Raw genomic sequence first — 12,804 nt, 5'->3', positions numbered from 1 at the left:
TCCGCCCGTTACTCTCCGGCCATGCGTTCGATCTTCAATACAGCGACTGCGTTGGCATTCGTCGCGGTGACGGCTTCACTCGTCCCCTCGTTCGCCAAGACCGCCGAGCTCAAGGCGCTCGAGCGCGAGGCGGTCACGGTCGGGCCGGGCATCGAACCGCCTACCTTGCGCTCGGAGAGTCACGCGACGCGACCCGACACTCCTTCCGGCACGGTGACTCTGAAGCTTCTCGTCGACACCCAGGGCGAGATCAGGAAGATGATCATCGTCGACAGCTCGAGATCGAGCCTCGAGCGCGTCGCGCGTGAGTTGATGTCATCGCGTCACTACGCCCCCGCAACTCGCAACGGCGTTCCGGTCGCAGTGTGGTGGACGACCGATGTGACTTTCCGATCCACACAGGATCTGATTGACGCCGCCCTGAGGTGCGAGCCTCCGAAAGAGGAGCCATCGCCGTCCGAGGACCGGAACGCCGAGGTTCAGCTTCCGGCGAACGTGCGCAAGGTCGAGCCGGAGTTCTCCGGCGACCTGGTCCGGCGAGGGCCGGGCAGCGCCGTTTTGCAGTGTCACATCAATGTGTGTGGACGAGTCGAATCCTGCGTCCCGCTCTCAGCCACGGCTCCCGCGTTCATCGAGCCGGCGACGAAGGCGGTTCTCCAGTGGATCTACCAGCCCGCGATGCAATACGGCAAACCGGTCGCCGTGTACTTGACCGTCCGCGTGGACTTTCGTAGTCAATGAAGACCCTCGCAATCCATCCCCTCACCCCCGACCGCTGGCGGGACTTCGAGACGCTCTTCGGCGCGAACGGCGCGTGCGCCGGCTGCTGGTGCCTCTGGTGGCACATGGGCCAGTCGGAGTGGCAGGCGAAGAAGGGCGAGACGACGAAGAAGATGATGAAGGCGCGCGTGGCGAAGGGGCCGCCGCCGGGGTTGCTCGCGTACGCGGGCGACGAGGCGATCGGCTGGTGCGCCGTCGAGCCGCGGGAGAATTTTTCCAGGCTCGCGCGGTCGAAGATCCTTGCCCCGGTCGATGAGAAGCCTGTATGGTCGGTGACGTGCTTCTTCGTGAGGCGCGACTGGCGCAAACGTGGGGTGTCGGTCGCGTTGCTGAAAGAAGCCGCGCGGTGGGTGGGCCGGCAAGGAGGTCGCTTGCTCGAGGGCTATCCCACCGACGCGAACAAGCCGCAGCCGGGCGCTTTCGTTCACACCGGGCTGTTCTCCGCGTTCGAGCAAGCCGGGTTCCGCGAGGTCGCGCGGCGATCGAAGTCGCGGCCGATCGTCCGGCGTAAGGCGGCCGCGCGATGAGCCGGCGCAACGTCTCGTCCGGCGTCTCGTGGGAAAAGACGGTCGGCTACTCGCGCGCGGTGCGCGTCGGGAACCTGATCGAGGTCGCGGGGACGGCGGCGGTCGACGAGAAGGGCGACGTCGTCGGCTTGAACGATCCTTACCGGCAGGCCCAGTACGTCCTGGAAAAGATCGGGAAGGCGCTCGCCGAGGCCGGCGCCGGTTTCGGAGACGTCATCCGGACCCGCATGTTCGTTACCGACATCGCGCGCTGGGAAGAGGTCGGAAGGGCGCACGGCGAGGTTTTTCGCGATGTGAGGCCGGCATCGACGCTCGTCCAAGTGGCATCTCTCGTGCGTCCCGAGCTTCTGGTCGAGATCGAGGCGACGGCCGTCGCCCCGGAGGGCGCCCCTTGAACGGTCCCCGCATCGGGTACGTGCTCGCCATGCCGCGCCCGCACAGCCACCTCTTCGAGGTCACGATCACGATCGACGGGTGGAGCGAGCCACGCCTCGATCTCGTCATGCCGTCGTGGACGCCGGGCTCGTACATGATCCGCGAGTACGCACGGCACGTGCAGGAGTTCTCGGCGGAGACCGACGGTCACGCCGCGCGCTGGGAGAAGACGGCGAAGGACGCGTGGCGCGTCGAGACGCTGCTCCACGGGCGCACCAAGATCACCTACAAGGTCTTCGCGCACGATCTCACCGTGCGAACGTGCCATCTCGACGGCACGCACGGGTTCGGGAACGGCGCGGGCCTCTTCATGTTCGTCCCGGGACGCACCGGCGACGCGATCACGCTCGAGATCCAAGCGCCGCCGAAGTGGCAGGTCGCGACGGGGCTCGAGGCCATGGGGGGCGGGAACGGCATCTTCCGTTTCCGCGCGAGGGACTACGACGAGCTGGTCGACTGCCCGGTCGAGTGCGGAACGCACCGGCTGCTCACCTTCGACGTCGACGGCGTCCAGCATCGGATCGCGATCTGGGGACGCGGGAACGAGGACGAAGGGCGCCTCGTCGAGGACACGAAGGCGATCGTCACGGCGCAGAAGAGCTTCTTCGGCGGCCTCCCCTACAAGCACTACACGTTCATCCATCACCTCGCCGCCGGGCGGGGCGGCCTCGAGCACCGCAACAGCGCCGTCTTCCTCGCCGACCGCTTCGGCTTCCGGCCGCGCGCCTCGTACGAGCGGTTCCTCGAGCTCGTGAGCCACGAGCTGTTCCATGTCTGGAACGTCAAGCGCGTGCGCCCGCAGCCGCTCGGGCCGTTCGACTACCGGCGCGAGAACCACACGCGCCAGCTCTGGACGATGGAAGGGATCACGACCTACTACGAGAAGCGATTCCTCCTCGCGGCGAAGATCTACCCGAAGGAGCGATTCCTCGAGCGCGTCGCGGAGGAGATCGCGACGCTTCACGCGCAGCCGGGCCGCGCGCACCAGTCGCTCGAGCAGTCGAGCTTCGACGCCTGGATCAAGCTGTATCGTCCGGACGAGAACAGCACGAACTCGAGCATCTCGTACTACCTCAAGGGCTCGATCGTCGCGATGCTGCTCGATCTCACGATCCGCGCCGCGACCGCGCGCAAGCTCGCGCTCGACGACGTCATCCGCCACCTCGCGAAGCAAGCGACGCTCGACGATGCGGGGTTCGACGAGCCCGAAGGGTTCCAGGCCGCGGTCGAAAAGGTCGCCGGCGAGCGCGACGGCGTCTTCCGCAGGTTCTTCGAGCGCTACGTCGCCGGCACGACGGAGCTCGACTACGACGAGATCCTGGGCGCGGCCGGCCTGAAGCTCGGCTGGAGCCGCCGCGGCGGCACCGAGGCGGAGCGTGGCGCGTGGATCGGGGTGGCGACGCGCGCCGAGGGACATCGTCTCTTCGTCTCCTCGGTGCGGGCGGACGGCCCCGCCGCCGCCGCGGGTCTCTACGCCGGCGACGAGATCGTCGCCATCGACGGCCAACGGGTCGACGAGACGCGCTTCGCGCCCCGGCTCTCCGAGCGATCCGCCGGCGCCGTGGCGAAGCTCGCCGTCTTCCGCCGCGACGAGCTGATCGAGATCCCCATCACGCTCGCGGAGCCCCCCGCGGACGTGGCCACGATCGTCTCGCGCGAAGGTGCTACGGCCGAGCAGATCGCGCTGCGGGACGCGTGGCTCGCCCCGGCTCCCGCCCTCGCCGCCGCGTCATCCCGCCACTGATACAGTGGCCTCGTGGCCACGGCCTCACGGCAACGGCTCGATCTGCCGGTCACGGGGATGACCTGCGCCGGGTGCGTTGCGGCGGTCGAGCGCGCCCTCGCTCATAGCCCCGGTGTCGAGCGGGCGATCGTCAACCTTGCGACGGAGAAGGCGACCGTCATCGTCGACCCGGAGGCGGCGTCGCCTGCCGCGCTCGCGGAAGCGGTCCGCCGCGCCGGCTACGGGCTCATCCTGCCCGAGCCGGGTGTCGCCGATGCCGGCGAGAAGGCGCGTCTGGCCGAGCGGAACGAGGTTCGGCGGTCGCTGATCATCGCCGCTTGCTTCGGCGTTCCCGTCCTCGTGCTGGGCATGAGCCACGGCGCGCTGGCGATCCCTCATGCCGAGACGGTGCAGCTCGTTCTCACCGCGATCGTGCTCGGCGTCGCCGGTGGCGGTTACTACCGCCGCGCCTGGGCGGCGCTGCGCCACGGCACGGCGGACATGAACACGCTCGTCGCGCTCGGAACCGGCGCGGCGTTCGTCTATTCCGCCGTCGCGACCATCGCGCCCGCTTCGGTCGCACCGACCTCGACGCATCACCACGGCCCGCCCGTCTACTTCGAGGCGGCCGCAGGGATCATGGTCCTCGTCCTCCTCGGCAAGTGGCTCGAGACCGGAGCACGTGCACGGACCTCCGCCGCCGTCCGTGCGCTCGGCAAGCTCCAGGTGCGGAGCGTGAGGGTCGTCGAGGACGGGCGCGAGGTCGAGCGCGACGTCGACGACGTCGCGGTGGGGATGCGCCTCGCCGTCCGCGAAGGCGAGACGATTCCGCTCGACGGGACGCTCGTCCACGGCTCGTCGACCGTCGATGAGTCGATGCTGACCGGCGAGAGCCGGCCGGTCCAGAAGAGCGCGGGCTCGGAGGTGTTCGGCGGCACTGTCAACGGAGGCGGCGCCTTCGTCTTCCGGGTCGATCGCGTCGGTGCCGATACCGTGCTCCAGCAGATCGTACGGATGGTCGAGGAGGCGCAGGGATCGAAGGCGCCTGTCCAGCGCCTCGCGGACCGCGTCAGCGCGTTCTTCGTCCCGGTCGTGCTCGGTATCGCCGCGATCACGTTCGTCGCGTGGATGGTCTTCGGACCGGCCGAGACGCGCCTCACGGCCGCGCTCGTGAACGCGGTCGCGGTGCTCATCATCGCCTGTCCTTGTGCCATGGGGCTCGCGACTCCGACCGCGATCCTCGTGGCGACCGGCCGCGGCGCGGAGATTGGAGTCCTCTTCAAGGGGGGCGCGGCGCTCGAGATGGCCGGACGCATCGAAGTGGTCGCCTTCGACAAGACCGGCACCATCACCGTAGGGCGACCGGCGGTGACCGATGCCGTCCCCGCGCCGGGGGTCGACCCGCTCACGCTCCTTTCGCTTGCGGCCGCTGCGGAACGAGGATCGCGACACCCGCTCGGCGAAGCGATCGTCCGAGAGGCCGCCGCGCGAGGGATCGCTCTCCCGGCCGCCGATGGGTTCGAGGCGATCGCCGGCTCCGGCGTCGTCGCCCGTGTCGGTGCCCGCCGCGTCCTCGCCGGCCGCGCCGGCTGGCTCGAGGACGCGGGAGTGCCGGTCGAGAGCTGGCGAGAACGGGCCGACGGACTGGCGCTGCTCGGGCGGACGCCGGTTTTCGTGGCCGTCGACGGAGAGGTCGCGGGCATGGTGGGCATCGCCGATCCGATCCGTGAAGGCACGGCGGACTCGGTTCGGGCGTTGAAGAGCCTCGGGTGCGAGGTGGTGCTCATCACAGGCGATCGCCGCGCGACGGCGGAGTCGGTCGCGCGGCAGGCCGGGATCGATCGCGTGCTCGCCGAGATTCTGCCCGGAGGGAAGGCGGACGAGATCGCGACGCTCCGGAGGAGCGGAAAGAGAGTCGCGATGGTCGGAGACGGGATCAACGACGCCCCGGCGCTGGCGGCCGCCGATCTCGGGATCGCGGTCGGAACCGGAAGCGACGTCGCCATCGCCGCGTCGGACGTGACGCTCGTCGGCTCCGACCCGCGATCGATCGGGGCGGCGCTGGAGCTTGCGCGCCGCGCCCTGCGTACGATCCGGCAGAACCTAGGCTGGGCGTTCGTCTACAACGTTCTCGGCATCCCGCTGGCCGCCGGCGCGCTGTATCCGTGGACCGGCCGGCTCCTCTCGCCGTTGGTGGCGTCCGCCGCGATGGCGCTCTCGAGCGTCTCGGTCGTGCTGAACAGTCTTCGCCTGCGCCGCTAAATGAAGAAGCCCCCGCCGGAGCGGGGGCTTCGTAAGCGACCGATGAAGCGTCAGCCTACCAGTGGAGCATCGCCTGAACCGCGACGCGCTGCACGGAGTCCGTATTGACGAACGCGTTCCCGGGGCTGGCCTGGCCGACCAGCACCTGGATCGAGAGGTTCTTGGAGTACATGTAGTCGTAGGAGACGTCGATCTCGTCGCCGAGATCGTCGGACGGCGCACCGTTCGACTCCGTCTCCTTGAACTTGTGGTAGGCCGCCATCACGTGGTGGGCCGTGCCGAACCAGTGATCGTAGCCGACGTTGTAGTCGGTGATGTTCGCCGAGCCGAACATGTCGATCCAGTCGAGATCGCCGAACCGGTTGTTGGCGTGGAAGTCGCCATAGAGCGGGATGAACGCCTCGTTCTTGGTCGTGCTGACCTTGTCGCCCGAGGTCATGAGGGTGCCGATGTGCACGCGGCCGTGCGAATCGCCGACCTTGTAGTTGAACCCGAACCAGCCTTCACCGATCCAACCGCCGAGCTTGATGCTCGGGTTGGGGGGGGCGGGTGCTCCCTCGTCGCCGCTCTGCATCGCGTACTCGACGTCCCAGTCGAACATGTTGAGCTTGTCGCCGTTCATCATCGGACGGTTCCAGCGGACGCCGTACGTCTCGACGCTGGAGTCCGCAACGAAGACCGGGCCCGCCCCGCCGAGGTCCTGGCCGACGAGGAAGTAGCCGCCGACCGTTCCCCAACCGTTGTTGAAGTTCCAGTCGTAGGTGGCGCCGAAGAGGTCGCTGTCATTCGCGCCGGCACCCGTGCCGGGGATCGGGAGGCCGTTCTCCTCGGCGATCTTGTAATAGAAGACGTTGAGGTCGCTGTGGCCGTGGTTCCACATCACGCGGGCGCCGTCGAACGACAGGCCGGCGTAGTAGTCGTTGTCGCCCATGAGGAGCTCGGTTCCGTAGGTGTGCTCCTGGCGGCCGACGCGGATGCTGACGTCGCTGCCCCAGAGCTTCGAGGCTTCGAACCATCCGGTGTAGAGCTGGACGCCCTGCGTGTTGAATTGGTAGGGCGTGAAGAACTGGCCGACCGGCGGGAAAATGTCCTTCTGCGGGTTGAGCTCATCGCCGAACATGCCGACGTACTGGAGATCGGCATGCGCGGTGATGTTCTTCGCGAAGGTGCCGGTGATGCCCAACATGACGCGATAGGGGCCCATCGAGAACCCGTCGTCGTTCGCGTCACCCGAGCTATGGCTGTCCAGCTGATCGAGATAGTTGTTGAGGTACTCGTACCGCGCGCGCACTTCACCGTTGAAGGTGAAGGTGTTGTCCGCGTCGGCCGCGTACGCCGGCACGAGCATCGCTCCGGCCACGACGGCGACGAAGACCGTCCACAAGACCTTCTTCATTCCCTGCCTCCCGACACGCGAGCTCGACACCGTCGCAAGGGGTCGCCGGCCGTGGTGCACCGTTGCGCCCCCCCGTGGGGGTCCGGGGCTCGGGGACTATCCCCGGCTCCGGCGTCGCTCTCGACTTCTCCCTGATTCCCCCAGGCTGTTGGAACTCCCTGTTCGCGGCAAAGACTCAGCAAGAGGTATGCCCTACGGCAGCAATCTTTATAAGAAATGGCTAAGTCTCACCGCTACAAACAGTTCGCCATAACTCTCGGCGGAGGCCACCCATAACCCTATCAACTCTATGGGGGTATCCATGGAATCCGGCTCCAAGGAACCGGATTCTCCAAGTCAATGGATGGAATCGATCTCTTACAGATAGAAGGCAGGGATCGTGAGGACGCCGAGGATGGAGCGCGGTTTCTCGAGCGAGCGCTAGACGAGGGCGCCTGCGAGCAGCTCCTCGGCCGTTCGCGCCAGGCGCGAGGTGAAGCGCGCGTCGCGGTCCGGCAAGTCGCGGCGCCGATGCGCGCCGCGGCTCTCTGCGCGGACCAGCGCGGCGGCCGCCACGAGACGGCCTACGAGGACCATGTTGCGTGCCTCGCCGTCGCCGGCTTCGGGGGACAGCGCGTCGAAGTCCGCGAGCGCCGCGCGGATCCCGTCGCCGTCCCGCACGATGCCGAGACCGCGGCTCGTGGCGGCACGAAGGCGGCGCTCCCAGCGCGGGGACGGCCGGCCCACCGGCTCGCCGAAGGCGGCGCCGCCGCTCGCTCCGAATGATCTCACCGACGAGCGGCCGAGCCTGCGACGGATGTCCTCCGCCGCTCGAGCGCCGAAGACGAGCGCCTCGAGGAGGGAGTTGCTGGCCAGCCGGTTCGCGCCGTGAGCGCCGGTGCACGCGACCTCGCCGCACGCCCAGACGCCCTCGACCGACGTGCGCCCCCGGAGATCCACGGCGACGCCGCCCACGTGGTAGTGCGCCGCCGGAGCGACGGGAATCGGGTCGCGGCACGGATCGTAGCCTGCGGCGCGGCACGCGCGGAGCACCGCAGGGAACTCACGCCCCAGCCGCTCGGCCCCGAGCGAGCGGGCGTCGAGCGCGATCCGCTCGCCGCGTGCGAGCCGGAGGGAAATCTCCCACGCCAGGACGTCGCGCGGCGCCAGCTCGGCCCGCTGCCAACCGTCGATCGTCATGACCCTGCCGCGCTCGTCGACGAGCACCGCCCCGGCGCCGCGGATCGCTTCGGTCACGAGAGGCATCGGATCGGAAGCGACGGCGAGCGCCGTCGGATGGAACTGGACGAACTCGAGGTCGGCGAGCTTCGCCCCCGCGCGTGCGGCGATCGCCAGGCCGTCTCCGGTCGCCGCGACCGGGTTCGTCGTCTCGGCGAAGATGCGTCCGATGCCTCCCGTCGCGAGCACGATCGCATCCGCCGGGTGCGTCGCCGCGACGCCGCGCGCATCCCTGGTCCGGATCCCGCGCGTCTGTCCCCCTTCGCACACGAGGTCTTCCGTGAACAGCCCGGCACGCACATCGATGCGAGGAGAGCTCAGGACGGCCGCCGCGAGCGCTCGCACCACCTCCGCCCCGGTCCCGTCGCCACCGGCGCGCACGATGCGCGACCGGCTGTGCGCCGCTTCGCGTCCCAGAGCGAGATGTCCGTCCTTCCCCCGGTCGAAGCGCGTCCCCTCGAGGACGAGCCGCGCAATGGCCTTCGGCCCGTCATGGACGAGCGCCTTGACCGCTTCGGGATCGGCGAGACCGGCCGCCGCCGCGATGGTGTCGGCACCGTGGTGGAACGGATCGTCGTCCGGCCCGACCGCGGCGGCGATCCCCCCCATCGCCATTGGGCTCGCGCCGCCGCAGAGGGTGGGGGTCTTCGTGACGAGAGCGACGGTGAGCGGCGCGAGCGCCAGCGCCGCGGTCATGCCCGACGCGCCCGACCCGACGACCACGACGTCGGCCCGGCTCATCCCGTTCGGCCGCGCCCGATCTCGAGCATCCGCTCGATCGAGCGTCGCGCCCGCCGCGCCACCTCGGGGTCGATGACGATCTCGTGGGTCATCGTCTCGAGGGAGCGCCTCACCGACGCGACCGTGGTGCGATGCATGTGCGGACAGATGTTGCAGGGGCGGACGAGCTTGATTCCGGGAAGCTCGGCGGCGACGTTGGCGCTCATCGTGCACTCGGTGATGAGGGCCGCGCAGGCCGGAGGGCGGGCCCGCAGCCTACGGATCATCCCGGAGGTCGATCCGACGTAGTCGGCCTCCGCGAGCACCTCCGTCACGCACTCGGGATGCGCCAGGACGACGACGTCCGGGAAGAACTCACGGAGCTCGCGGATGTCCTCCGCGGTGAAGCGCTCGTGAACCTCGCAGCTCCCGTCGTAGGGAATGACGTCGAGCCCGGTCTCCGCCGCGACGTAGCGGGCGAGATGCCGGTCCGGAAGGAACAGCACGCGTTGCGATCCGAACGACCGCGCGACCTCGACCGCGTTCGCCGAGGTGCAGCACACGTCGCACTCCGCCTTCACGGCGGCCGACGTGTTGACGTAGCAGACCGCGGGGACACCGGGCCATTGCGACCGAAGACGGCGGACGTCCTCGGGAGTGATCGATTCGGCCAGCGAGCAGCCCGCATCGGGTTCGGGGATCAGGATCGTGCGATGCGGGTTCAGGAGCTTGACGGTCTCGGCCATGAACGAGACGCCGCAAACCACGAGGACTTCCGATTCGAGCGCGCGTGCGCGCTCGGCGAACGCGAGGGAGTCGCCGGTCGCGTCGGCAAGGCCGTGGTAGATCACGGGATCCTGGTAGTTGTGCGCGAGGATCTTCGCGGAGCGGCGCCGCTTCAGATCGAGGATCGCACCGACGTCCTCGACGTAGACCGGCCACTCGATCGGGGGAACGGCGTGGCTCACCGTGAGGTAGCGTTCGGCGACCTCCTCGCGCGTCGACATGGGGGCTCCTTCGAGCCCATGGGAGCACGAGTCGGAGCTCTAACTACGGAGCTTTCGGGGTCCTTTGGTCGGGCGCGAACTGGGCCGCAAACTCGCCGTAGCCTTCCGCCTGGAGCTTCGCCGCGGGGATGAAACGCAGCGAGGCGCTGTCGATGCAGTAGCGCAGGCCCGTCGGCTGCGGCCCGTCGTCGAACACGTGGCCGAGATGGCTCCCCGCGTTCTTGCTGTGGACCTCGACGTACCCCGCGGTCTTGAGGCCCGTCGCGTCCTGCTCGAGCACGTTCGCCGGGGCGAGCGGCTTCGTGAAGCTGGGCCAGCCGGTCCCGCTGTCGAACTTGTCCTTCGAGCTGAAGAGCGGCTCGCCGGAGACGACGTCGACGTAGATCCCGGCGTCATGGTTGTTCCAGAACTCGTTGTGGAACGCCATCTCGGTGGCCCCGTGCTGCGTCACCTCGTACTGGAGCGGCGTCAGTCGCTTCTTGATCTCGTCGTCGGACGGCTTCGTGTACGCCTGCGGTTTCGCTTGAGGTGGAGCGATCGCCGGCTTTCCCTTCCAGGTCTTCTCGATGTACGGGCCGCGACCGGACCCCTCTTCATAGGCGTGGAACGACTCGGGGTGCTTCTTGCAGTACTTCTGGTGCGGCTCCTCGGCCGGGTAGAACGGTCCGGCAGGGAGGATCTGGGTCACGATCGGCTTGTCGAACCAGTGCGAATCTTCGACGGCCTTCTTCGACGCTTCCGCGATCGCCCGCTGACCGGCGTCTCCGACAAAGATCGCGGTGCGGTAGTTGGAGCCGCGGTCCGCGAACTGTCCTTCCGGGTCGGTGGGATCGATGTGGCGCCAGAAGATGTCCAGGACCTGCGCGTAGGTGATCTTCCTGGGGTCGAACTTCACCTCGACCGCCTCGTAGTGGCCGGTCTCATGGCTGCTGACCTGCTCGTAGGTGGGGTTCGGCACGTGACCGCCGGTGTAGCCGGACGTCGCCGAGACGACGCCCGGGACGTCGTCGAACGCCGATTCGATGCACCAGAAGCAGCCTCCCGCGACGATCGCGGTCTGCGTTCCGGCCGGCGGTGAGGGCTTCGTCCCGGAATCGGCCGTGCTGCAGGCGCCGAGGACGAGTCCGAGCGTGAGCGCGAGGGTGAGACGCGGCATGTGTGTCTCCGTCAATCGTGCACGGGAGCGTAGAACGAGATCCCGCGAACGTGCTCATCGATGTGCATGGGATTCTGGAGCGACGGGAAGACCCGCTGCTCGCAGTCCATGCGCTCGCAAAGCCGGCAGGTGACCCCGACCGGCACGGCGGCGGCGACGTTATCGAGATCGACCCCGTCCGAGTAAACGAGCTCGCGGGCGTAAGCGACCGGACAGCCCAGCTCGATCGCATGCGCCGCATGCGGGCCGTGGAAGCCCGAACCCTCCTTCTCGATCGTCCGCGCGATCGCGAAGGTGTGCGTGCCGTCGGGCATTCGGGAGACCTGACGCCGGAACATCCCCGGGGTCAGGAAGGCGCTGTGGAGGATCCAGCGGGGGCAGGCCCCCGAGAAGCGCGCGATACGGACGCCGGACGCCGAGAAGCGCTTCGAGATGTTTCCGGCGGCGTCGACACGGACGAGGTGGAACGGCACGCCCTCATGCCCGGGCCGCCGGAGCGTCGTCAGGCGGTGGCACACTTGCTCGAAGCTCGTGCGGAACCTGTGGCCGAGCAGCTCCAAGTCGTAACGCTCCTCACGCGCGGCCCGGAGGAACGGCTCGTACGGCATGAGCACGGCAGCCGCGCAGTAGTTCGCAAGAGTGACGCGGGCCAGCGTGCGGGAGTCGGAGGTCGTGAGGTGCGCGTCGGCGGAGAGACGCTCGATCGCTTGGCGCTGCGTCATGAGGGAAACCTGATAGGCGAGCTGGAAGTTCCGGCTGCCGCGCCGCAGGACCTCGGAGAGGAGCAGTTCGCGGCGCACCGGATCGAACCGGCGGACCGCACGGCGCATCGCGCCGACCTTCTCGATCTTGACCGTCACACCGTGCCGGTCTTGCAGGTAGCGCGCGAGGCCCTGGTAGAGATCCTCCCCTTCGAGGCCGGCATCGCCCCGGATCCGCATCGCCCCTTCTTCGAGATCCTCGAAGTAGTTGGCGTGCCGCTGGACGTAGTCGCTCACCTCTTCGGAAGGCAGCCGGTCGGCATCGATCCCCGGCCGGATCTCCGACCCTTCGGACAGGCGCTCGGCGAGCGATCGCGCGGACTCCTTCGCACTGCGGAACGCGTGGTAGAGACCGATCATCGCCCGTGCGGCGGCGGGTGAATGAGCCGCAAGCGTGCCGACGTCGTCGGGCGTGAGCGCGTAAGGATCGAAGAGCGGATCGCCGCACGCCTCGAGGAGATCCGCGAGCAGTCGCTCGTGGTCGGCGCCGCCCAAGGTCTTGAGGTCGACGGAGAACGTCTGCGCGAGCTTGATGAGCAGCTCGGCCGACATCGCCCTCCGCCCGTGCTCGATGAGATTCAGGTAGCTCGCCGAGATTCCGAGGCGCTCCGCCATCTTCGCTTGCGTCAGGCTGTTCTGACGCCGCACCGCCCTGATTTGAGCGCCGAGTCTCGCGGATTCCTTCATTACTTCCTCGCATTGAATTTACAGTCGTTACATCATTACAGCAATCGCTTTGACGTTGTTAATTACGTTTGCGGCCTCAGGGCAATAAGTCATGGCAATAGGAGACTTTGTCTCGGAATCTAGATGTTGGGC

At 68.3% G+C, this 12,804-nt stretch carries 10 protein-coding genes; 5 read left to right on the top strand and 5 right to left on the bottom strand.

Going from position 1 to position 12,804, the window contains the following annotated elements; all coding sequences use genetic code 11:
- The first annotated feature begins 21 nt into the window (after window positions 1-21).
- From VFV19_09490 to VFV19_09470, 5 genes are read left to right on the top strand one after another with little or no spacing between them, the layout of a single operon-like run.
- A complete protein-coding gene (locus VFV19_09490; protein ID HEX4824536.1) occupies window positions 22-741 on the top strand; it encodes an energy transducer TonB in 720 nt (239 codons plus the stop codon).
- Window positions 738-1,307, top strand: a complete 570-nt coding sequence (locus tag VFV19_09485) for a GNAT family N-acetyltransferase (GenBank protein HEX4824535.1) — start codon at window positions 738-740, stop codon at window positions 1,305-1,307. The genes VFV19_09490 and VFV19_09485 overlap by 4 nt, the downstream gene beginning before the upstream one ends.
- On the top strand, window positions 1,304-1,702 hold the full coding sequence (locus tag VFV19_09480; protein ID HEX4824534.1) for a RidA family protein: 399 nt from the start codon (window positions 1,304-1,306) through the stop codon (window positions 1,700-1,702). Before VFV19_09485 ends, VFV19_09480 begins: the two co-directional genes overlap by 4 nt.
- Window positions 1,699-3,486, top strand: a complete 1,788-nt coding sequence (locus VFV19_09475) for a PDZ domain-containing protein (protein ID HEX4824533.1) — start codon at window positions 1,699-1,701, stop codon at window positions 3,484-3,486. The genes VFV19_09480 and VFV19_09475 overlap by 4 nt, the downstream gene beginning before the upstream one ends.
- 12 nt (window positions 3,487-3,498) lie before the next feature.
- On the top strand, window positions 3,499-5,727 hold the full coding sequence (locus VFV19_09470; protein ID HEX4824532.1) for a heavy metal translocating P-type ATPase: 2,229 nt from the start codon (window positions 3,499-3,501) through the stop codon (window positions 5,725-5,727).
- 55 nt (window positions 5,728-5,782) lie between these two features.
- Here VFV19_09470 and VFV19_09465 read toward each other — a convergent pair whose 3' ends face one another.
- The 5 genes from VFV19_09465 to VFV19_09445 form a co-directional block, all read right to left on the bottom strand.
- Complete coding sequence (locus tag VFV19_09465; protein ID HEX4824531.1) at window positions 5,783-7,123, bottom strand: alginate export family protein; 1,341 nt, start codon at window positions 7,121-7,123, stop codon at window positions 5,783-5,785.
- 420 nt (window positions 7,124-7,543) lie between these two features.
- Window positions 7,544-9,082 carry an L-aspartate oxidase gene (locus tag VFV19_09460; GenBank protein ID HEX4824530.1) on the bottom strand — a complete coding sequence of 513 codons (1,539 nt, stop codon included), beginning with the start codon at window positions 9,080-9,082 and terminating at the stop codon, window positions 7,544-7,546.
- Complete coding sequence (gene nadA / locus VFV19_09455; protein ID HEX4824529.1) at window positions 9,079-10,068, bottom strand: quinolinate synthase NadA; 990 nt, start codon at window positions 10,066-10,068, stop codon at window positions 9,079-9,081. Before nadA ends, VFV19_09460 begins: the two co-directional genes overlap by 4 nt.
- A 43-nt stretch (window positions 10,069-10,111) precedes the next feature.
- A complete protein-coding gene (gene msrA, locus VFV19_09450; GenBank protein ID HEX4824528.1) occupies window positions 10,112-11,224 on the bottom strand; it encodes a peptide-methionine (S)-S-oxide reductase MsrA in 1,113 nt (370 codons plus the stop codon).
- 11 nt (window positions 11,225-11,235) lie between these two features.
- Complete coding sequence (locus tag VFV19_09445) at window positions 11,236-12,672, bottom strand: short-chain fatty acyl-CoA regulator family protein (GenBank protein ID HEX4824527.1); 1,437 nt, start codon at window positions 12,670-12,672, stop codon at window positions 11,236-11,238.
- Window positions 12,673-12,804 lie beyond the last annotated feature (132 nt).

It is taken from the genome of Candidatus Polarisedimenticolaceae bacterium (genome assembly GCA_036275915.1).
Taxonomy (GTDB): Bacteria; Acidobacteriota; Polarisedimenticolia; order Polarisedimenticolales; family DASRJG01; genus DASRJG01.
Note: the sequence above shows the minus strand (reverse complement) of the source record. Positions and strands in the feature narration are given on the sequence as shown.

Bases quoted from the DNA above. Each gene is read 5' to 3' on its own strand.
- VFV19_09490 (HEX4824536.1), top strand. From the start codon at position 22: ATGCGTTCGATCTTCAATACAGCGACTGCGTTGGCATTCGTCGCGGTG.
- VFV19_09485 (HEX4824535.1), top strand. From the start codon at position 738: ATGAAGACCCTCGCAATCCATCCCCTCACCCCCGACCGCTGGCGGGAC.
- VFV19_09480 (HEX4824534.1), top strand. From the start codon at position 1,304: ATGAGCCGGCGCAACGTCTCGTCCGGCGTCTCGTGGGAAAAGACGGTC.
- VFV19_09465 (HEX4824531.1), bottom strand. From the start codon at position 7,123: ATGAAGAAGGTCTTGTGGACGGTCTTCGTCGCCGTCGTGGCCGGAGCG.
- VFV19_09460 (HEX4824530.1), bottom strand. From the start codon at position 9,082: ATGAGCCGGGCCGACGTCGTGGTCGTCGGGTCGGGCGCGTCGGGCATG.
- nadA (HEX4824529.1), bottom strand. From the start codon at position 10,068: ATGTCGACGCGCGAGGAGGTCGCCGAACGCTACCTCACGGTGAGCCAC.
- msrA (HEX4824528.1), bottom strand. From the start codon at position 11,224: ATGCCGCGTCTCACCCTCGCGCTCACGCTCGGACTCGTCCTCGGCGCC.
- VFV19_09445 (HEX4824527.1), bottom strand. From the start codon at position 12,672: ATGAAGGAATCCGCGAGACTCGGCGCTCAAATCAGGGCGGTGCGGCGT.